At 58.6% G+C, this 20,542-nt stretch carries 20 protein-coding genes; 8 read left to right on the top strand and 12 right to left on the bottom strand.

Annotation, left to right across the window (positions count from 1 at the left end; all coding sequences use genetic code 11):
* Positions 1–37: 37 nt before the first annotated feature.
* A complete protein-coding gene (gene murJ / locus ABIA48_RS18775) occupies positions 38–1,576 on the bottom strand; it encodes a murein biosynthesis integral membrane protein MurJ (protein ID WP_429490510.1) in 1,539 nt (512 codons plus the stop codon).
* A 252-nt stretch (positions 1,577–1,828) separates the two neighbouring features.
* Here murJ and rpsT point away from each other — a divergent pair, with 252 nt between their 5' ends.
* Positions 1,829–2,107, top strand: coding sequence for a 30S ribosomal protein S20 (gene rpsT / locus ABIA48_RS18770; RefSeq protein ID WP_007970922.1), 279 nt, complete (start codon positions 1,829–1,831; stop codon positions 2,105–2,107).
* 183 nt (positions 2,108–2,290) lie between these two features.
* Here rpsT and ABIA48_RS18765 read toward each other — a convergent pair whose 3' ends face one another.
* From ABIA48_RS18765 to rplU, 5 genes are all read right to left on the bottom strand, one after another.
* Positions 2,291–2,755: a CreA family protein gene (locus ABIA48_RS18765; RefSeq protein WP_204934251.1), complete on the bottom strand. Its 465-nt coding sequence runs from the start codon at positions 2,753–2,755 to the stop codon at positions 2,291–2,293.
* 12 nt (positions 2,756–2,767) lie between these two features.
* Positions 2,768–3,886, bottom strand: a complete 1,119-nt coding sequence (gene proB / locus ABIA48_RS18760) for a glutamate 5-kinase (protein ID WP_429492886.1) — start codon at positions 3,884–3,886, stop codon at positions 2,768–2,770.
* A gap of 137 nt (positions 3,887–4,023) precedes the next feature.
* Positions 4,024–5,247 (bottom strand): Obg family GTPase CgtA, encoded by a 1,224-nt coding sequence (gene cgtA / locus ABIA48_RS18755; protein WP_007970919.1) that lies wholly within the window; start codon positions 5,245–5,247, stop codon positions 4,024–4,026.
* Positions 5,248–5,442: 195 nt separating this feature from the next.
* Entirely contained in the window at positions 5,443–5,700 is a 258-nt protein-coding gene (gene rpmA / locus ABIA48_RS18750) for a 50S ribosomal protein L27 (RefSeq protein ID WP_003281574.1), read from the bottom strand.
* A 35-nt stretch (positions 5,701–5,735) separates the two neighbouring features.
* Positions 5,736–6,050, bottom strand: coding sequence for a 50S ribosomal protein L21 (gene rplU, locus ABIA48_RS18745; RefSeq protein WP_007950961.1), 315 nt, complete (start codon positions 6,048–6,050; stop codon positions 5,736–5,738).
* A gap of 239 nt (positions 6,051–6,289) precedes the next feature.
* Between rplU and ABIA48_RS18740 the strand changes: the two genes are divergently transcribed.
* The 3 genes from ABIA48_RS18740 (at position 6,290) to ABIA48_RS18730 (ending at position 8,247) form a co-directional block, all read left to right on the top strand.
* Positions 6,290–7,258 (top strand): polyprenyl synthetase family protein, encoded by a 969-nt coding sequence (locus ABIA48_RS18740; protein ID WP_007990455.1) that lies wholly within the window; start codon positions 6,290–6,292, stop codon positions 7,256–7,258.
* A 184-nt stretch (positions 7,259–7,442) separates the two neighbouring features.
* A complete protein-coding gene (locus ABIA48_RS18735) occupies positions 7,443–7,784 on the top strand; it encodes a zinc ribbon domain-containing protein YjdM (RefSeq protein ID WP_008028840.1) in 342 nt (113 codons plus the stop codon).
* Positions 7,785–7,989: 205 nt separating this feature from the next.
* Positions 7,990–8,247 carry a PA4570 family protein gene (locus ABIA48_RS18730; RefSeq protein WP_007996439.1) on the top strand — a complete coding sequence of 86 codons (258 nt, stop codon included), beginning with the start codon at positions 7,990–7,992 and terminating at the stop codon, positions 8,245–8,247.
* 135 nt (positions 8,248–8,382) lie between these two features.
* Here ABIA48_RS18730 and ABIA48_RS18725 read toward each other — a convergent pair whose 3' ends face one another.
* From ABIA48_RS18725 to ABIA48_RS18715, 3 genes are all read right to left on the bottom strand, one after another.
* Positions 8,383–9,000, bottom strand: a complete 618-nt coding sequence (locus ABIA48_RS18725; RefSeq protein WP_007970907.1) for an FKBP-type peptidyl-prolyl cis-trans isomerase — start codon at positions 8,998–9,000, stop codon at positions 8,383–8,385.
* Between the two features lie 121 nt (positions 9,001–9,121).
* Positions 9,122–9,412 (bottom strand): DUF6482 family protein, encoded by a 291-nt coding sequence (locus tag ABIA48_RS18720; RefSeq protein WP_310061589.1) that lies wholly within the window; start codon positions 9,410–9,412, stop codon positions 9,122–9,124.
* 203 nt (positions 9,413–9,615) lie between these two features.
* A complete protein-coding gene (locus ABIA48_RS18715; RefSeq protein WP_429490506.1) occupies positions 9,616–10,104 on the bottom strand; it encodes a TIGR00645 family protein in 489 nt (162 codons plus the stop codon).
* Between the two features lie 171 nt (positions 10,105–10,275).
* Between ABIA48_RS18715 and ABIA48_RS18710 the strand changes: the two genes are divergently transcribed.
* The gene (locus ABIA48_RS18710) at positions 10,276–12,105 is read left to right on the top strand and encodes a hypothetical protein (RefSeq protein ID WP_429490504.1); all 1,830 of its coding nucleotides are present in this window, start codon (positions 10,276–10,278) and stop codon (positions 12,103–12,105) included.
* Between the two features lie 6 nt (positions 12,106–12,111).
* Here the strand turns inward: ABIA48_RS18710 and ABIA48_RS18705 are convergent, their stop codons facing one another.
* Together ABIA48_RS18705 and ABIA48_RS18700 are read right to left on the bottom strand one after the other, a co-directional pair.
* A complete protein-coding gene (locus ABIA48_RS18705) occupies positions 12,112–12,453 on the bottom strand; it encodes a hypothetical protein (RefSeq protein ID WP_007990466.1) in 342 nt (113 codons plus the stop codon).
* A gap of 302 nt (positions 12,454–12,755) precedes the next feature.
* Positions 12,756–15,194, bottom strand: a complete 2,439-nt coding sequence (locus ABIA48_RS18700) for a Lon protease family protein (RefSeq protein ID WP_429490502.1) — start codon at positions 15,192–15,194, stop codon at positions 12,756–12,758.
* 278 nt (positions 15,195–15,472) lie between these two features.
* On the opposite strand from ABIA48_RS18700, the gene ABIA48_RS18695 reads away from it, so the two are divergent.
* The 3 genes from ABIA48_RS18695 (at position 15,473) to ABIA48_RS18685 (ending at position 18,879) form a co-directional block, all read left to right on the top strand.
* Positions 15,473–15,961 (top strand): DUF3015 domain-containing protein, encoded by a 489-nt coding sequence (locus ABIA48_RS18695; RefSeq protein WP_007990470.1) that lies wholly within the window; start codon positions 15,473–15,475, stop codon positions 15,959–15,961.
* A 248-nt stretch (positions 15,962–16,209) separates the two neighbouring features.
* Positions 16,210–18,063: a DUF4105 domain-containing protein gene (locus ABIA48_RS18690; RefSeq protein WP_429490500.1), complete on the top strand. Its 1,854-nt coding sequence runs from the start codon at positions 16,210–16,212 to the stop codon at positions 18,061–18,063.
* A gap of 321 nt (positions 18,064–18,384) precedes the next feature.
* Positions 18,385–18,879 (top strand): GreA/GreB family elongation factor, encoded by a 495-nt coding sequence (locus ABIA48_RS18685; RefSeq protein WP_429490498.1) that lies wholly within the window; start codon positions 18,385–18,387, stop codon positions 18,877–18,879.
* On the opposite strand, the gene gdhA is transcribed toward ABIA48_RS18685, so the two are convergent.
* Complete coding sequence (gene gdhA, locus ABIA48_RS18680; protein WP_429490496.1) at positions 18,876–20,213, bottom strand: NADP-specific glutamate dehydrogenase; 1,338 nt, start codon at positions 20,211–20,213, stop codon at positions 18,876–18,878. The two genes, ABIA48_RS18685 and gdhA, sit on opposite strands and share 4 nt — an antisense overlap.
* Positions 20,214–20,542: the final 329 nt, after the last annotated feature.

Here is a 20,542-nt window from a genome sequence, read left to right as displayed (position 1 = left end):
ACCGCCGGCCCGCCCATGTTTATCAAGGCCCGAACCTCTATTCCAGCGCCTTGCGATTGAAGTCGCGCAAACGGAACCCCATCAACACTAACATGCCGAAATAAGCCACCACACCCGCGGCTACCAACACCCCCAGTCGCAAGAAGCGCTCGAGCATGTGCCCCTGGTCCCAGGCTGGCATGAAGTGCATCACACCCAACAGTACCGCGGACATCACGGCCACCGCGACCAGCAACTTGAAACCGAACTTTGCCCAGCCCGGTTGCGGCTGGTACATCTGCTGCTTACGCAGTTGATAGAACAACAACCCGGCATTGAGACAGGCGCCGGCACTGATCGCCAAGGCCAGGCCCGCGTGAGCCAGCGGCCCGATCAGCATCAAGTTGAACAGCTGGGTGACCACCAGGGTGAAAATCGCGATTTTCACCGGTGTGCGGATGTTTTGTTGCGCATAAAAGCCGGGCGCCAGCACTTTGATCACAATAATCCCGAGCAATCCGACCGAATACGCGATCAGGGCACGCTGGGTCATCAATGCATCAAACGCATTGAACTGCCCGTACTGGAACAGTGAAACCGTCAGCGGTTCCGCCAGAATCCCCAATGCCAGCGAGCAAGGCAACACCAATACGAAGCAGAGGCGCAGGCCCCAGTCGAGGATGCGCGAATACTCGTGACGATCCTTGTTGGCATAGGTCTTGGCCAGGGTCGGCAGCAGAATCGTCCCCAGCGCCACGCCCAACACGCCGGACGGCAGCTCCATCAAACGGTCGGCGTAATACATCCACGAAACGGAACCGGCCACCAGGAACGAGGCAAAAATGGTGTTGATGATCAGCGAAATCTGGCTCACCGACACCCCGAGAATGGCCGGCAACATCTGCTTCATTACCCGCCAGACGCCCGTGTCACGCAGATTCAGGCGAGGCAGCACCAACATGCCGATCTTTTTCAGGTGCGGCAGTTGATAGAGAAGCTGCGCCAGGCCACCCGCCAGAACCGCCCAGCCGAGTGCCATCACCGGCGGATCGAAGTACGGCGTCAGAAACACCGCAAATATGATCATGCTGACGTTGAGCAGGGTCGGCACAAAGGCCGGCACCGAAAAGCGGTTCCAGGTGTTGAGGATCGCTCCGGCCAACGACGACAGGGAAATCAGCAGGATGTAGGGAAAGGTCACCCGCAAGAGGCTTGATGTCAGTTCGAATTTTTCCGGGGTATTGGTGAAACCCGGTGCCGTCACCCAGATCACCCACGGTGCAGCGATCATGCCCAACACCGTGACCAGTGCCAGCACCAGCGTCAGCAGACCCGAGACATAGGCAATGAAGGTTCGGGTCGCCTCTTCACCCTGCTGGCTTTTATATTCGGCAAGGATCGGCACGAACGCTTGGGAAAACGCTCCTTCGGCAAAGATCCGCCGCAGCAGATTGGGCAATTTGAAGGCGATAAAGAAGGCGTCGGTCGCCATTCCCGCGCCAAATGTGCGCGCAATGAGGGTGTCACGAACAAACCCGAGAATACGGGAAAGCATCGTGATAGAGCTGACGGCGGCCAACGATTTGAGCAGATTCATGGAAAGAGTTTGTGCCTGTCGATAAACAGCAGGCGAACTACGCGCCTACTTGTGCGATACTCCGCGCCGCAACAGCACAGAGCCAAAGCTCGCGAGTTTACAGGTCACACGCCGGAAAGAAATATCCCGTCGCACCACGCCTACCACTTAGCGGAACGTTTCAAGCGCCCTTGACAAGACTTCAACTCATCGGCATGATTCGCGGCCTATTTTGTTTGCTATTTCCTAAAAAGTCTTTCGAGGAGCTCGACGGTGGCCAACTCACCTTCCGCCAAAAAACGTGCAAAACAGGCTGAGAAGCGTCGCAGCCACAACGCCAGCCTGCGTTCCATGGTTCGTACCTACATCAAGAATGTAGTTAAAGCCATCGACGCAAAAGACGCTGCCAAAGCTCAAGCCGCTTACGTTCTGGCTGTGCCAGTTATCGACCGTATGGCCGATAAAGGCATCATCCACAAGAACAAGGCCGCTCGTCATAAGAGCCGCCTGAATGGCCACGTCAAGGCCCTGAACGTTGCCGCTGCTGCCTAAGCGACTCGTTCATTAAAAAACCGACCTCAGGGTCGGTTTTTTATTGCCTGTGATTTAGCAGGCACCACAAAAAAAATGTGGGAGCGGGCTTGCTCGCGAAGGCGCTGTGTCATTCAGCATAAATGTCGGCTGACACGACCCCTTCGCGAGCAAGCCCGCTCCCACAGTTTGTTTTGCGTCAAATTATTGGGCGTGCGCCCACGGCAAAATCGGAATTGCCGTCACCGCATTCTGCGGGCTACCTTCGATCAAGCGATCGCTGTACACCAGATACACCAGCGTATTGCGCTTCTTGTCGAGGAAGCGCACCACCTGCATGGTCTTGAACACCAGGGACGTGCGCTCCTTGAACACCTCTTCACCATCCTTGAGCTCGCCCTTGAAGCTGATCGGCCCGACCTGCCGGCAAGCAATAGACGCCTCGGCACGATCCTCGGCCAACCCAAGCCCACCTTTCACCCCACCCGTCTTGGCGCGAGAGAGATAACAGGTCACACCCTCGACCTTGGGATCATCAAAAGCCTCGACCACGATCCGATCATTCGGCCCGACGAACTTGAACACCGTCGACACCTGGCCAATTTCCTCGGCCGAAGCCAGCAGCGGCATTGCCAGCAGCAACCCCAATAATCCTTTTGCCATGCGCATTCAGGTATTCCTTCAAACCAGAATCAGGTTATCGCGGTGAACCAGTTCCGGCTCCGCCATATAACCCAACAGACCGACAATCGCCTCAGACGATTGACCGATGATTTTTTGTGCCTCCAGGGCACTGTAGTTGGCCAGGCCCCGAGCAATCTCGCGACCGTCCGGCGCCACGCAGACCACCATCTCACCGCGGCGGAAGCTGCCCTGCACCAATTTGACCCCAACCGGCAGCAAGCTCTTGTTACCCTGGGACAATGCAGTCACCGCCCCCGCATCCAGCACCAGAGTGCCACGGGTTTGCAGATGCCCGGCCAGCCACTGTTTGCGCGCCGCCAGCATGCCGCGCTCTGGCGAAAGCAAGGTGCCGATGCGCTCGCCGGCCTTGAGGCGATCCAGTACGCGTTCAATGCGCCCACCGACGATGATGGTATGAGCACCAGAACGCGCCGCGAGACGCGCAGCACGCAACTTGGTCTGCATGCCGCCACGCCCCAGCGCACCACCCGTACCACCGGCGACCGCATCCAGGGCCGGATCATCGGCGCGCGCCTCGTAGATCAGTTGGGCATCCGGATTGTTGCGCGGATCAGCATCGAACATGCCATCGCGATCCGTGAGGATCACCAGCAAGTCCGCCTCGACCAGGTTCGCCACCAGCGCCGCCAGGGTGTCGTTGTCGCCGAAGCGGATTTCGTCGGTGACCACGGTGTCGTTCTCGTTGATCACCGGAATGACCTTGAGCTCGACCAATGCGCGCAAGGTACTGCGGGCATTCAGGTAGCGCTTGCGGTCGGACAGGTCGTCATGGGTCAGGAGAATCTGTGCGGTATGCCGGCCATGCTTGGCAAAGCTCGACTCCCAGGCCTGCACCAGCCCCATCTGGCCGATTGCAGCGGCGGCCTGAAGCTCGTGCATCGCACTGGGTCGCGAGGTCCAGCCCAAACGGCTCATGCCAGCCGCCACCGCCCCGGAGGACACCAGCACCAGCTCGACACCCGCCTCATGCAAGGCCACCATCTGCTCAACCCAGACACCCATTGCCGCGCGATCCAGGCCCTTGCCGTCCGCCGTCAGCAAAGCGCTGCCGATCTTCACGACCCAACGCTGCGCACCTGTCACCTTGCTCCGCATCATCTTCAACCTTAGCTTGAGGGCAGCGCGACCTGGCACTGCCCGTGACGTTATTCGTGGTTATTCGTGACCAACAATCGATTTCCAGATACCAAAACGCCGCTCGATTGAGCGGCGCTTAAGTTTATCGCAACGAATCAGTCACGCACGTAAATGATTTCCGGACCGTCTTCGTCATCCACATCTTCTTCGTCCCAATCATCGTCGCCGATGTCGTGAACCGACTTCACACCACTGCGGCGCAGGGCACGCTGGTCGTCCAGCGCCTGCAACTGGGCACGGGCTTCATCTTCGATGCGCTGATCGAGCTCAGCCAACTCTTCCTTGTAGGCCGGATCGTTGGCCAGGCGATCGGCACGATCTTCCAGATAACGCATGATGTCGTGGCACAGGCGCTCGGTGTTCTGCTTGGCAATCGCCGAGATCACATAAACCGGCCCCGTCCATTCCAGGCGATCAACGATTTCCTTGACGCGAGCATCGTGCTCTTCATCAAGGATCTGGTCACACTTGTTCAGGATCAGCCAGCGATCGCGCTCCGCCAGAGACGGGCTGAACTTGGTCAATTCACTGACGATAACTTCAGCGGCGTCCGGGGCACTGGTTTCATCCAGCGGCGCCATGTCGACGAGATGCAACAGCAGGCGAGTACGCGACAAGTGCTTGAGGAAGCGAATCCCCAGGCCCGCGCCATCGGAAGCACCTTCGATCAGACCCGGAATGTCCGCGACCACGAAGCTCTTCCAGCGATCGACACTGACCACACCCAGGTTCGGCACCAGCGTGGTGAACGGATAGTCAGCGACTTTCGGCTTGGCGGCCGACACCGAACGGATAAAGGTACTTTTGCCAGCATTCGGCAAGCCCAGCAGACCCACGTCCGCCAGCACTTTCATTTCCAGTTTCAGGTCACGCTGCTCGCCCGGCTTGCCTGGCGTGGTCTGGCGTGGCGCACGGTTGGTACTGGATTTGAAACGGGTGTTGCCCAGGCCGTGCCAGCCGCCGTGCGCCACCAGCAACTTCTGGCCAGCCTTGGTCAGGTCGCCGATCACTTCCTGAGTGGCCGAGTCGATCACCGTAGTACCAACCGGTACACGCAGGATCAGATCCTCACCCTTTTTACCGGTGCAGTCGGTGCTGCCACCGTTGGAGCCACGCTCGGCATCGAAGTGCCGGGTGTAACGGTAGTCCACCAGGGTGTTGAGGTTTTCGTCGGCCATCATGTAGATGGAACCGCCGTCACCACCATCACCACCGTTCGGACCGCCGTTTTCGATGAATTTTTCGCGACGGAAACTCATGCAGCCATTGCCGCCGTCACCGGCCTTTACTCGAATCGATACTTCATCAACAAACTTCATAACAAACGCCTCTCGCCATACGGACGAGCCGAAAAACAATCAAGACATAAGACTCTTGCAAAAATGAGCGCAGCGACCCCAAACCACGATACCTACATCGTACGCCGACAGCCCATACAAACAGCTTTGCAAGAGACTCACCCCACAAACGAAAAAGCCCCGTCGCGAGACAGGGCTTTTCCAGCGATCGCGCAATTAAGCTGCGACTACGCTCACGTAACGACGACCGAAGGCGCCTTTTACTTCGAACTTGATCACGCCTTCGACTTTAGCGAAGAGGGTGTGATCTTTACCCATGCCAACGCCGTAGCCAGCGTGGAATTGGGTGCCGCGCTGACGCACGATGATGTTGCCTGCCTTGATAGCCTGGCCGCCATACATCTTCACGCCAAGGCGTTTGGCTTCTGAGTCGCGACCGTTACGGGTACTACCACCAGCTTTTTTGTGTGCCATGAGTTCAATTCTCCTAGTGAGGAATTAGGCTGAAATTAAGCCTGAATACCGGTGATTTTGATCTCGGTGTACCACTGGCGGTGGCCCATACGCTTCATGTGGTGCTTACGGCGACGGAACTTGATGATGCGGACTTTATCGTGACGACCTTGGGAGATCACTTCAGCCACAACGGTAGCGCCAGCAACAACTGGAGCGCCGATATTCACGTCGTCACCGTTGGCAACCAACAGAACGCGATCAAAGGTAACGGATTCGCCGGTAGCGACTTCCAGTTTTTCGATCTTCAGGTATTCACCTGGGGCGACTTTGTACTGCTTGCCGCCAGTAACGATTACTGCATAAGACATGGTATTTCTCCGATAATCCTGCTCACCCAGCTCTTTATAAGAAGAGGTATTGGCTGGCATGGCTGCATGGGGCTGGAGGCCCGCTTGCAATTGCGTAAGGCAGGTGCTGCCCAGGAAGTTCAGGGTGCGCGATTGTACGCAAGGCACGAGCGCCTTGCAAGGGGCCGTCCATCGTGCCTTGACACCTGCAGGCGTGGGTCCTAGCATGCCGCGCAACCCTTCTGGAGCAACTGTCGCTGATGCAACCCCAAGCTTTCTACCGCGCGGTGGCGGACGATTTTAGCGCCGTCGACGGCATCATCAAGAAGCAGCTGACTTCCCGAGTGCCGCTGGTATCGAAAATCGGCGATTACATCACCTCGGCCGGCGGCAAACGCCTGCGTCCTTTATTGGTGTTGCTGTGTGGCAAGGCCCTTGGCCGCGAAGGCGACCAATTGCGCCTGCTGGCCGCCACCATTGAGTTCCTGCACACCGCTACCCTGCTGCATGACGACGTGGTCGACATGTCCGGCATGCGCCGTGGCCGCTCGACCGCCAACGCCATGTGGGGCAACGCGCCAAGTGTGCTGGTGGGTGACTTCCTGTACTCGCGCTCCTTCGAAATGATGGTCGAGCTGGGCTCGATGCAGGTGATGAAGATCCTTTCGCAAGCCACGCGCATCATCGCCGAAGGCGAAGTGTTGCAGCTGTCGAAGGTGCGTGACGCCAGTACCACCGAAGAAACCTACATGGAAGTCATCCGCGGCAAGACCGCGATGCTCTTCGAAGCTTCGACCCACAGTGCTGCGGCCCTGTGCGAAGCCACGCCGGAACAGGCCGAAGCCCTGCGCACATTCGGCGACCACCTGGGCGTGGCCTTCCAATTGGTCGATGACCTGCTCGATTACAAAGGCGACGCCGAAACCCTGGGCAAGAACGTCGGTGACGATCTGGCCGAAGGCAAGCCGACCCTGCCGCTGATCTACACCATGCGTGAAGGTACGCCGGAACAGGCCGCCCTGGTGCGCAAAGCGATCCAGAAAGGTGGGATCGAAGACCTGGAAAGCATCCGCGAAGCCGTGGAAGCCTCGGGCTCGCTTGAGTACACCGCGCAACTGGCCCGCGATTATGTGGCCCGCGCCATCAAGTGCCTCGAAGCATTGCCCGCCAGCGAATACCGCGATGCACTGGTTGAACTGAGCGAATTCGCGGTCGCGCGTACGCACTGACAACGAATATCCCTTGTGGGAGCGAGCTTGCTCGCGAATGCGTTTCTTCAGTCAACCAACAAGTTGCCTGGCACACCGCTTTCGCGAGCAAGCCCGCTTCCACAGGTTTTTCAGCGTTGCCCCCTCCTGCCAGAAACCCTATATAATGTGCGCTTTTTAGCGATCCTGAATCCAAGGAGCCTTAGTGAGCACGTTGCCACCCTGCCCAAAATGCAATTCCGAATACACCTATGAAGACGGCGCCCAGCTGATCTGCCCGGAGTGCGCCCACGAATGGTCTGCCAGCGGTGAAGCCGAAGCGGCGTCCGATGACGCAGTGAAAAAGGATTCGGTCGGCAATGTCCTGCAGGACGGCGACACCATCACCGTAATCAAGGACCTCAAGGTCAAGGGCACGTCTTTGGTGGTCAAGGTCGGCACCAAGGTCAAGAACATCCGCCTGTGCGATGGCGATCACGACATCGATTGCAAGATCGACGGCATCGGCCCGATGAAACTCAAGTCCGAGTTCGTCAGAAAAGTCTGAACCTGCTGTATTCCATCCCGCGCCCGGCGTGGGATGGTGCCCCACCCTCCCCCCGCTTCACCCAGTAAATCCGCGCAATTGCCAAACGCCAGTCGTTTTGACCTGCCGCAATCTTTACCTGGAAAAAAGTGCAAACCGCCAATAGGCCCTTGCTATTTGATGAATAAGAATTATTCTCATAAAACCCTCAGTGGAGATGAGAACCATGACTTATTTGATCGATGCCTGGCTGGACCGACCACACCCTTACCTCAGGATCCTGCATCGGGAAACCGGGGAAGTCTGTGCCGTGCTTGAAGAGGAAGCCTTGAACGAGCTGCAGGATCAGGGTGACCTGGACGTCAGCAGCCTGAGTTCCAGCGAACCGGTGGTGCTCAAGGAACTGGTGCGTAATCTGTTTCTGTTCTGCTATGCCCGGGCGTTGCGCCCGCACAGTGAACTGCACCACAAGATCGAAATATGAAAATCACCGCAAAAAACTGTGGGAGCGGGCGTGCTCGCGAAAGCGGTAGGTCAGGCAAACTGTTTGTCGCCTGAAAGGACGCCTTCGCGAGCAAGCCCGCTCCCACATTAGCCCGACGCTATATCGGGCCAGGTCTTACAGAACGTCGAGCAGTTCGACGTCGAACACCAGTACGCTGTGCGGCGGGATGCCGCCAACGCCTTGAGCGCCGTAAGCCAGTTCGCTCGGCACGTACAGGCGCCATTTGCTGCCGGCGTTCATCAGTTGCAGGGCTTCGGTCCAGCCGGCGATCACGCCGCCAACCGGGAATTCTGCAGGTTGGCCGCGCTCGTAGGAGCTGTCGAACACAGTGCCGTCGATCAGGGTGCCGTGGTAGTGAGTACGCACGGTGTCTTCACGGGATGGCTTGGCGCCTTCGCCAGCGGTCAGAACTTCGAACTGCAGGCCGGAAGCCAGCGTGGTGATGCCTTCACGCTTGGCGTTTTCAGCCAGGAAAGCCAGGCCTTCACCAGCGGCCGCTTCAGCCTTGGCTGCAGCTTCGGCCTGCATGATTTCGCGGATGACTTTGAAGCTGGCGGACATTTCTTCCTGACCCACACGGCTTGGCTTGCCGGCGAATGCGTCGGTCAGACCTGCCAGGATCGCATCCAGGCTTACGCCCGGTGGCGGGTTGTCGCGCAGTTGATCGCCCAGCTGACGGCCAATACCGTAGCTGACGCGGGTTTCGTCGGTGGACAGATTTACTTCGGACATGACACTGCTCCGCTGTGCGGACGGCTCGGGAACTTGCCATGCGTGCACAGCGCGTCCCGGAGCGCCCGGAACCAAAAGGGCCAGCAGACTAGCACAGATGTCATGCCATTGATGAGGGACGTCAGGCGATCGGAACCTTCAGATTTTCTTCCACATCGGCAACCAACCCGCACATTTCGTCATGCACGACCGTGTGCACAAGGTTGAAATGCAACTTGGGAAAGGAGCGCAGCACATCACGGGCATGCTCCACCGAGCGCAGGCTCATCATATGGCCGTGCGTATCGCTCAGGGGGTACGCCGCGCCATGCATCCTTGCTTCCAGCAGGTAGATGCCCCCCTCCATGGAGATCAGGTTCAGCTCATCGACCTTCCCGGCGACGGCATACGCATTCAACTCTTGCAGGGTCATGAACGCACCTCACACAGCGGCGAGCCAACATAGTTACAGGGATAGGCCTCGGCGCATCAAAGCACAAGCCACAAACGACGCCGCCCGTCTGTTTTGCAACCCTGTGGGAGCGTGGCTTGCCCGCGATGGCATCACTGCGGTTCATCGTTAGACCGAGGTGATGCCATCGCGGGCAAGCCACGCTCCCACAATGGAAGTTGAAATCAGTGCTTGGTGACTTTATCCAGGTAACCCATGGCGAATGCCGATACCACGAAAGTCATGTGGATGATCACGTACCACTGCAGATGCTCAGGATCGACGTTCTTGGCGTCCATGAAGATGCGCAGCAGGTGAATGGACGAAATCGCCACGATCGACGCGGCCACTTTCATCTTCAGCGATGAAGAGTCCATGGTGCCCAGCCAGTTGAGTTTCTCCTTGCTGTCGTCGATGTCCAGTTGCGAAACGAAGTTCTCGTAGCCGGAAATCATCACCATCACCAGCAAACCGCCCACCAGCGCCATGTCGATCAGCGACAACAGCACCAGGATCAAGTCCGATTCAACCATCGAAAACACGTTCGGGATAACGTGAAAGACTTCCTGGAAGAATTTCAGTGCCAGCGCCAGCAGCCCGAGGGACAGGCCGAAATAGATCGGCGCCAGCAGCCAGCGCGAGGCGTACATTGTATTTTCGATAAAGCGTTCCATTGAATCTCACAGGCGGACTTAAAAATGGCCGCGAGTATAACAGCCGCCCGTCTATACCTAGAAGCAGCCAGAAACCGTCGAAAAATCCGCCACCTGCGCCTGTGTATCAAAGTTTTTCTGCTAGTGTCCAAATCATTGACCGTTCAGTGATATCGGACAGGAAGACTGGGAATGGATGTGCGATTGCCTTTGACGAGTGCCGGAATTTGCCTGGCGCTGCTGCTAAGCGGCTGCTCACCCAGCGATGAAAAACGCCAGGTCAGCCTCGAAGAAAAAACCGCGCAGTTCGAAAAGTCGCTGGACGCCATCCAGGATCCGAAGCTCAAGGATGCCGTGTCGGAACTGGGCGGCTCGCTGCTGCTACTCGAACGCGCGCAACTCAAGCTCGACAGCAAACCGGTGGAAACCGAATACGGCGAAGACGCCCTCGCCATGCTCAAGCACTATCCCACGCCACAAGCCCTGGTTGACACCTACATCAACGGGTTGTTCGTACTGCAAAAGGACTCCAGCTCCGACTACTTGACCGACCTGCAACCGGTGTTCCCCTTCACGTTCAGCGTTCCTGCCGCGTTTTTGTTTCCCCATGGCCTGGAATGGCAGTCGGTTACGCTGAGCAACAAACGAGTGATTGCGTTCCAGCCGGAATGGTCGGAAACCGACCCTGGCATCCAGTTGAGCCCATCAAGTTCCAACCTGACCAACCCCGATGACCTGACCGTGGCCTACCCCTTCATCGAAGGCCTCGACATCGACAAAAAGCAGCAGCCGCAACCGGTGAGCCTGCAAGGTAAAGTCGAAGTCATCGCGCCACGCCGGCTCTACAGCTTCAACCTGACGAAGAAGGATGTGGGCCAGACCCGCACCAACGACAACCTCAGCGTTACCCTGCTCAAGCTTGAAAACAACTTCGCGGAAATCGAATACAACAACAGTAGGCCGCTGGCCCCGGAAGTCGCAGAAACACCGTTGAACCCGCTTATTGTCCAGGCCAGGGACAGCACAGGGCAATTCATCTCACGCTCGGGTTCCATCAACGAAACGGCGGCGCAAATTGCCTTCTATCAAAAACAGCTGACGAAAATGCAGCAACAAAAGAGCTGGAGCGAGGCATTGGAAAAACAGCTCGACGAAGAACAGCGCACCTTTGAGAAACAGCAGGCCCGCCGTTATTCCAAGGTGTACTTCAACGGGACGATCGAAACCCTTGAAGTCAGCATGCTGGATTTTTCCGCCGTCACGGTCACCCGCAAGAATCTGGACCTGCCGGTCCGGCGCTTCGATGCCATTACCACGGACAAGTCCATCCAGCCTTTGAACCTGCCCGTGGTGGTCTATGACGACCAGGCGGCAGAGTGGCTCAAAGGGGCAACGCTGAGTGAAGAGCAGCTGAAAAAGAACGTCAGCATCAGTCAGTCGGTCGACGACCCCAGCGCTGCGCGAATCGAATTCACTCATCTGCGCAGCTTCAACGATGAACTGCTCGGCACATCCTTCAACCCCGGTGAAAGCCCGGTGAGTTTCTTTACCGAAGACGCGGGTGGCAAACGCGACGAGCCGATCGAGCTGCCGCCTGAGGCGTACCAGATCGATCCCCTGCGCGGCACCATCACTTACGATCTGAATCTGTTTCCGGAAACGCCGGCCTATGCAGTGGGCTCGATGCCGCTGTTCCTGGCCACGGTCGACAAACAAACCGTCGATGCCCGTCAACTGCCCAAGGGACTCGAGCTCAAAGACAATGCGCTGGTGGTGGACCTGAAGGCGTTTCCCGCCCAGGACTGGCGCTTTTTCGCCAAGGACGACAGCGGCAATTACTTGAAGGAGATTCTATCGGTCAGCCATGACACGAGCGCACAGGGCCGGGCGCAGTTTGCCGTGCATTACTTCTACGGGCAGCCTACGCGCCTGGAAACCTATCAACGCACTGACCTCGACACCGTGCAGTATGGTTTCGAGGTCAAACTCGACAAGGCCGACGTGTCTCGCCTTGATCAATAGTGCGACTCAGTGCTCGGGTTGAAACTCGAAGCCCCCCACGTTACGGCAGCGACCGCCATTGATTTCCCGCAATTGGGCTTGCAGGTGCAGGCACCAGATTTGCGGGTCATCGGCCAGTTCATAGCCATGCAAGGTCAGGCTTTCAACGATGGTATCGAGGATCGATTCAGCCACGAACGGGCCATGAAAAGGTCCTTGGGCCTTGATGGCCGAAGGTTGTTCACCGGCCATTCCGGCGGCGAACAGCAGAGTCCACATGCCCGTATCTCCCGCCAATGGACGGATGGAACACTCGATACGGGTCACAAGGCCCAGGCATTGACGGGTGAGGCAGAGGTTGCGCGACATGGCGGCGACCCTCGGTAGATCCGGTATTCAGCCCCCATGGGAAGGCTGTTTCGATCCTGTGATTACTGTCGACATCCCTGAGCTGAGAATAGAAGAAAAGTCCGGCTTGCAGGCCGGACGAAACCGAAAGGCGCCGAATGGTCATAGTGTGAATGTTGACGTCATTTCGACGACGCTTTTGGGGCATTCCATATACAAAATGTGGGAGCGGGCTTGCTCGCGAAGGCGTCTTTTCATTCAACATTTATGTTGACTGATACGCCGCTTTCGCGAGCAAGCCCGCTCCCACATGGGTTACTGCATCACGCAGGCTTGGTTTCTGCCAACGCTTCTTGCGCCAACTCCTTCTCGGCTTCCTTGAGATCATCCTCGCTGATCATTTCCGCGATAACCCGCAGGCGTTCCACCACCCGTGCGTTCACGCTGCCTTCAGGGAATTCGCCATTCTCGTCCGGCGCGCCGGCCGGTTCGCCAACCAGCAAACTCAAGGCTTCGTCAGCCTGGCGTACCGCATAAACGTGGAACTGCCCGGCACGCACCGCGGCCAGTACTTTTTCGTCGAGCATCAACGTGGCGACGTTGGCGTGCGGAATGATCGCCCCCTGCTCGCCGGTCAACCCGCGGGCTTCGCACAGACGGAAGAAGCCCTCGATCTTCTCGTTGACCCCGCCCACCGCCTGCACTTCGCCGAACTGGTTGATCGAACCGGTGATGGCGAAGCACTGCTTGAGCGGGGTTTTCGACAAGGCCGAAATCAGGGTGCAGGCTTCGCCCAGGGAAGCACTGTCGCCATCGACATAACCGTAGGATTGCTCCAGGGCAATGCTCGCGGAAATCGCCAGCGGAAACTCCTGGGCGTAACGGCTGCCCAGATAACCGGTAAGGATCATCACGCCTTTGGAGTGAATCGGCTGGCCGAGGTTGACCTCGCGCTCGATGTCGACGATGCCGCTGCCGCCCGGGTACACCGTGGCGGAAATCCGCGCCGGTATACCAAAGGCCGAGTCGCCGACTTCCAGCACCGTCAAGCCGTTGCACTTGCCGACCGCCGCACCCGCGGTGTCGATCAGGATGATCCCGGCCAGCATGTCATCGAGAATCCGCGCCGAAACCCGCCCGGTCCGCGTGGCCTTGGCCTTGAGCGCCCGTTCGATGTGCCCGGCGTCGGTCATTACATCGCCGGCCAGATGGCGGATGAAATCTGCCTCGCTGACCAGTTGGAACAAATCACCGATACGCGCCGACAAGCGCCCCTGGTGCTCGGCCAGACGCGCACTGTAAGTCGCCAGGCGCGCCACCGCATCGGCGGTCAGCGGTGCCATGCCTTCTTCGGAAGTACGGGTTTTGAGCAACTGGGCGAACTGCTCCAGGCTCTCGTCGACCATCGGGATGTCCTCATCGAAATCCACCAGGACGCGGAACATCTCCTGGAAGTCCGGATCGAGGTCTTGCAGCGTGTAATACAGCTGACGGGCACCGATGATGACGACTTTGACCTGCAATGGAATATGTTGCGGCGTCAGGGTCACGGTGGCCAGGCGGCCCAGTTCACCGAGCGGCGATTCCATTTTCAGCTTGCGCGATTGCAGGGCGCGTTTCAGCGCATCCCACACGAAGGGCTCGCTAAGCATTTTGTCCGCTTCAAGGATCAGGAAACCGCCGTTGGCCCGGTGCAGCGCACCCGGCCGCAACTGGCGGTAGGTGGTGTACAACGCGCCTTGATCGGTGCTGTATTCGATACGACCGAAGAGGTTTTCGTAGGTCGGGTGCGGCTCGAACACCACCGGCGCGCCGCCGCTGGCCGAGTGACCGACCACCAGGCTCGGTGCGTATTGTTCTTCCAGCAACTTGCGGGCGACAGCGTCGGTCTTGCTGTCATCCACCAATTGCTCGACTACGGTCTTGAGCAAATACACCTGCATGGCTTGCAGATAACCGCACACCGCGGCGTTCTCGGCGTACTTCTCCGACAAGGGTGACAACAATGGCTGCAACGCCAGGGTGATGGTTTCTTCGTTGAGGTGGCGCAGCTGATTGCTCGACTCACGCTTCCATTGCGGCAGGCTGGCGAGCTCCTCGTTCAGACGCTCCTCCAGCGCGGAAATATCCTCGTGAAAACGCTCGCGCTCGGCTTCCGGCAGTTGTGCGAACTCAGCTTCGTCCAACGCCTTGCCATCGCCCATTGGGGTGAAGGCGATATTGCTGGCGTCGCGGTAGAGCGCGACGTCCTTTTCCAGTGCCAGACGCTCGATGACGTCCAGGGCCTTGTCGTAGCGCTGGTTGAAGGCGCGGTCGATGGCGCTTTTCTTCTGCTGATAGGACGGATGCTCGAAGACTGCAGGAAACGTCGCCAGCAGGTTGTCGATCAAACCGTTGATGTCACCGATGAAGGCGCCGGCGCTGCCCGACGGCAGTTCCAGAGCGCGCGGCTCGCGAGGCTCGTCGAAATTGTTGACGTAGACCCAGTCCGCCGGAGTCTGCAGGCGCTTGCCTTCGGCCTTGAGGTAGCGTTTGACGAAAGAGAACCGGCCAGTGCCGGGCTCGCCCATGACGAACACGTTGTAACCGGGGCGTGGCATGGCCACACCGAACTGCAAGGCTTCGACCGCACGTTCCTGGCCAAGCACACCGCGAAAGGGCTCCAGATCATTGGTGGTAGAGAAGCTGAACTGTTCAGCGGAAAACGGACGGGTCAGCGCTTCGGGCGCTAGACGCAAGCTGGCAGCAACAGGATCAGGCATCGGGCTTCCTTAACAATCAGGCGGGGCAGATGGCAGCATTCTGGCGCTGCCCATGCCCGACTGGCAAGGAGTGCCGCAGGCCTGTGCATAGACAATCCGCCAACCCCAGGCGGACCGGGCTTGCGCCGCGGTTTCCCATGAATGTTTTGCAAAAAATCACGGAACCCCATGATCGTGCCTAAACTCCAGACTGCGCGGCTGGACTATTGCCCGGCCCACTGGCACCAGACGGGCCAGACCCTTTGTCTATTGGTACGCACATAAAAGAGAACAAAGCTATGAAACGGATTCTTCTTGGTACTCTCTTCGCCGCTGTATCCATTAACGCCATGGCTCAGGCCCCGGGCGGCCCGGATTGCGGTTGGGGCAACATGCTGTTCGAAGGTCAGCGTGGTACTCCGGCTCACTTCCTGGCATCCACCACCAACGGCACTTCCGGCAACGCAACTTTCGGCATGACCTCCGGCACCAACGGTTGTGCAACCAATGCGTCGCTGACCTATGGCGGCAAATCCTGGTTTGCCATGAATGGCATGATGAACGAGCTGTCCGAGGACATGGCCAAGGGGCAGGGCGAAGCGCTGACCACCTACGCCGTGGTACTGGGCGTGGCGCCGGAAGACCGTGCGCACTTCGCCGCCGTCACTCACGAGCACTTCCAGCAGATCTTCAGCAAGGCTGACGTGACTGCCGAAGACGTGCATACCAACACCCTGGCCGTGCTCAAAGCCGACCCTCGTCTGGCCAAGTACGCCACACCGGCATAAGCTCGACCCGCCCCGCTTCTTTCGGGAAGCGGGTTTTGTTTTTTGGATCTGCCCCTTTTTGGGCGCGTCGGTGAGTCAAGATGCAAAACCTGTGGGAGCGGGCTTGCTCGCGAATGCGGTGTATCAATTGACGATGATGTTGACTGACCCACCGCTTTCGCGAGCAAGCCCGCTCCCACATGGAATGGGTTTGACTGACTGGCGATACCCTGTTCGGGGCTCGGTTTCTATCGATTAAGTTGCCATCTATGTTCAAACGCCTTGCCTGGCTGGCGCTGTGTGCCTGCGCCCCGCTGTCCGCCGCGCCTCACATCGATCCACAACGTTTGCAGCAACTGGCCAACGACCCTTTCTGGATATCCCTGGGCCATTACGAAACCGCCAAGCTCGGTGGCTGGCGCAGCTATGTCAGTGACAGGAAATTCTTCCTCGCCGCCGATGGCAATGAACATCCGGACCATGAACTGGCGGCGACCGTACAAGCCTTGTACGCCCCGGCCAGTGCCGGTGAACAACACGCGCAATGTGTCTACCCGGCCCGCACCCGCTGGCTGAAAGAACAACTCGGCCTGACCGGCCTGCCGACGCCGGACTGCGCCGGGTTCAAGCAATGGTTCAAGGACGTCTCACCCGACAGTGCGGTGATGATCTTCCCGGCGGCTTACCTGAACAGCCCGTCCTCGATGTTCGGCCACACCCTGCTGCGCATCGACCAGGCCGATGTAAAGAGCGACAAGACTTCGCTGCTCAGCTACGCCATCAACTTCGGCGCCTACATCGAGGGCTCGGACAACAGCATCCTCTATGCCTGGAAAGGCCTGATGGGCGGCTATCCAGGCCTGTTCGCGCTGGTGCCCTATCAGGAAAAACTCTCGGAATACCGCAGCCTGGAAAACCGCGACCTGTGGGAATACCGCCTGAACCTGACCCGGCAGGAAACCGCGCGCATGGTCGAGCACGTCTGGGAGCTTAAACAGATCAAATTCGACTATTTCTTCTTCGACGAAAACTGCTCATACCGCTTGCTGGAACTGCTGCAAGTAGCCCGCCCGAGTCTGCGCCTGACCGAGCAATTCCCGCTCACAGCCATTCCGACCGACACCGTCAAAGCCGTGAAAAATGCCGGACTGGTGGAGTCCTTCCAGTATCGCCCGTCCCGGGAACGCGAGTTGCTCAGTCGCGCCAAGCCGTTGAACCCCGAAGAGCAGCAATGGGTGCTGAAAGTCAGCGCCGATCAGAAACAATTGCAGGACCCGGCGTTCAAGGCACAACCCCGCGAACGCCAGGCGCTGATCATCGACGCGGCCTATCGTCTGGAGCGTTACCGCGCCAATGGCCAGGAACGCGACCCGGCGCGCGCCCAGCGTAGCTTCGAACTGCTGCGGGCGATCAACCAGAACCCGGCACCAGAGCTGGATATCCCGCAACCCGGCCTGCCGGAAGACGGCCACGAGTCCCGCACCTGGCAGCTGGGCCTTGGCACTCGTGGAGATAGAGCCTTTGGCGAGTACGGCTTGCGCATGGCTTATCACGACCTCAATGACAACAGCGAAAGCTTTCCCCTTGGCGCGCAGATTGAAATCCTGCAATTGAAACTGCGCCAGTACGAAGGCAATGACTGGCAAGTGCAGCGACTGGACCTGGCGACCATCCGCTCCCTGACCCCGCGTAACGAGTTGCTGCAACCGCTGTCATGGCAAGTTACCGGTGGTCTGGAACGGGTGCCGGGCAAGTACGATGACCAAACCCTGGTCAGCCACGTCAACGGTGGTGGCGGCGGTACCTGGCAACTGGACGACGATTTGCTCGGCTTTGCATTGGGCACCGTGCGTATCGAGCACAACAACGACTTCGCCGCATTTATTGCGCCGGCCGCCGGTTTCAACAGTGGTGTGCTGTGGAAAAACCCGCTGGGCAATTTGAGCCTCGAAGCCAAGGGCGATTACTTCACCAATGGTGAAGTGCGCCGTAGCCTGAGCCTGAATCAGCAATGGGAAGTTTCCCGCAATCTGGGGCTGCGCTTGAGCGCCCAACGCGAATTCAGCCATTTGGCGACGGCCGAGAACGAAGTGATGCTTGAGCTGAAGTGGTATCACTACTGACCTGACACACCACTCACCCTGTGGGAGCGAGCTTGCTCGCGATAGCGGCCGTTCAGCCAACACACTTGTTGAATGTCAGTCCCTCATCGCGAGCAAGCTCGCTCCCACAGGGAATCGTCGTTTGCCGACGGATTGATCGCACGCCTTTCACAAACACCCAGCGCATCCACTTCTAGACTTTCCTTATAAACCGCGTATTGGCCTGGCAGCAGAAGGACCAGGACGCTGCCCGGGCTTATCACTCGCCGTAAGTCGCTTTCAGACATCCAGTGAAACCAAATGCCTGCGACCATGGCCAAAACCCTATACCGGGAGAGTTTCATGAGCCGTGCCTTCGTCAATGAAGATAACGCCGCTGCGCAAGCCGATCAGCCTGTCGAACGACAGGTCAGCGCGCAGCCCAATTACGTAACGCCACAAGGCCTGAGCCTGTTGCAGGGCAAAGTCGCCGAACTGCAAGCCCTGCATGCCGAACAATCGGCAAAAGGCGAGCAGGCCGACAAGCAGCGCCTGGCCGATCTCGAGCGTGATTTGCGTTACTTCAAGCAGCGCTTGGGGAGTGCTCAGGTGGTACCCGCCGCGACCTCGACCGAAAAAGTGCAGATCGGCAGTTGGGTGACCTACGCCGATGAACACGCCACCGAACGTCGGGTACAACTGGTGGGTGAAGATCAGGCCGATGCCGCCCACGGCCTGATCAATTGGGGTTCGCCGCTGGGTCGGGCACTGCTCGGTGCACGACTCAACGACGAAGTGCTGTGGCAGCGCCCGGCCGGGGATCAAATGATTGAAGTGATCCGTATCGAACCGACTTAAACCACGCCCTGGGCCAGCATGGCATCGGCGACCTTCACGAAGCCGGCAATGTTCGCGCCCTTGACGTAGTTGACCTGGCCGTTCTCTTCGCCGTAATGCACGCAGGCGTGGTGAATCGACTGCATGATCGCGTGCAGTTTGCTGTCCACTTCGCCAGCGGTCCACGCCAGGCGCATGGCGTTCTGCGACATCTCCAACCCGCTCACCGCCACACCACCGGCATTGGACGCCTTGCCCGGCGCGAACAGAATGTCCGCCTCGATGAACAGGTCCACCGCCTCAAGGGTGGTCGGCATGTTCGCGCCCTCAGCCACACAGATGCAGCCATTGCGCAACAAGGTGCGAGCGGCTTCGGCGTCCAGTTCGTTTTGCGTCGCGCATGGCAACGCGATATCGCAGCCAAGGCTCCATGGCAGTTGACCGGCGCGGAACTCCAGGCCAAAACGGCCAGCCAGCTCACGAATCCGCCCGCGCTGTACGTTTTTCAGCTCCAGCACCGCCAGCCATTGCTCCTCGGTCAAACCGCTCTCGCAGTACAGCGTACCCTCGGAGTCGGACAGTGAGATCACCTTGCCCCCCAGGTCCATGACCTTGCGCGCCGCGTATTGCGCGACGTTACCGGAACCGGAAATCGCCACGCGCTTGCCCTCGACCGCCAGGCCACGGCGCTTAAGCATTTCTTCGGCGAAGTACACACAACCGAAACCGGTGGCTTCCGGGCGAATCAGGCTGCCGCCATAGCTCGGCCCCTTGCCGGTCAGCACACTGGTGAACTGGTTGCTCAGCCGCTTGTACTGACCGAACAGGAAACCAATCTCGCGAGCCCCCACGCCGATGTCGCCGGCCGGCACGTCAACGTCCGCACCAATGTGGCGGTACAACTCGCTCATGAAGGCCTGGCAGAAGCGCATGACTTCCGCGTCGCTTTTGCCTTTGGGGTCGAAGTCCGAACCACCCTTGCCGCCGCCCATGGGCAACGAGGTCAGCGAGTTCTTGAACGTCTGCTCGAACGCAAGGAACTTCAGCACGCCAAGGTTCACCGAGGGATGGAAACGCAGGCCCCCCTTGTACGGGCCGATCGCGCTGTTCATCTGGATGCGGAAACCGCGATTGACCTGGACCTTGCCCTGATCGTCGACCCAGGAAACCCGAAACACCACCGCCCGCTCCGGCTCGCAGATGCGCTCCAGAATGCCCGAGGTCAGGTAATGCGGATTGGCCTCAAGAAATGGCCACAGACTGCGTAGTACTTCTTCCACGGCCTGATGAAATTCAGGCTGGTCCGGATCGCGTTTTTTCAGGCGGGTAAGGAAGGATTCGACGGATTCGATCATGGAAAAGTCTCGGCAAATTTATTGTCGTTGGAAGAAATTGAGCCGGACTGTAACAAACGATTCGCGCACAAGAACAGAGCGAAATGTCGCATTTATGAAATTAAATGGTGCACACGATATAAAACAGACCGCTTTTTAGCGTGATATTGCACCTGAATGGGGATTCACAATTCAATTCCTGCACCATCAGGAGTACCGCCTTCGCGGGCAAGCCCGCTCCCACAGGAGGTCGGTGTTGAATTGAGGGGTGTGCCTTTCACAAAACCCTGTGGGAGTGGGCTTGCTCGCGAAGGCCGCTGCTCGGTCTCACTGAAAAAACGCAAAAAAAA

This window comes from Pseudomonas sp. S30_BP2TU TE3576 (genome assembly GCF_050436025.1).
Classification (GTDB): Bacteria; Pseudomonadota; Gammaproteobacteria; order Pseudomonadales; family Pseudomonadaceae; genus Aquipseudomonas.
Note: the sequence above shows the minus strand (reverse complement) of the source record. Positions and strands in the feature narration are given on the sequence as shown.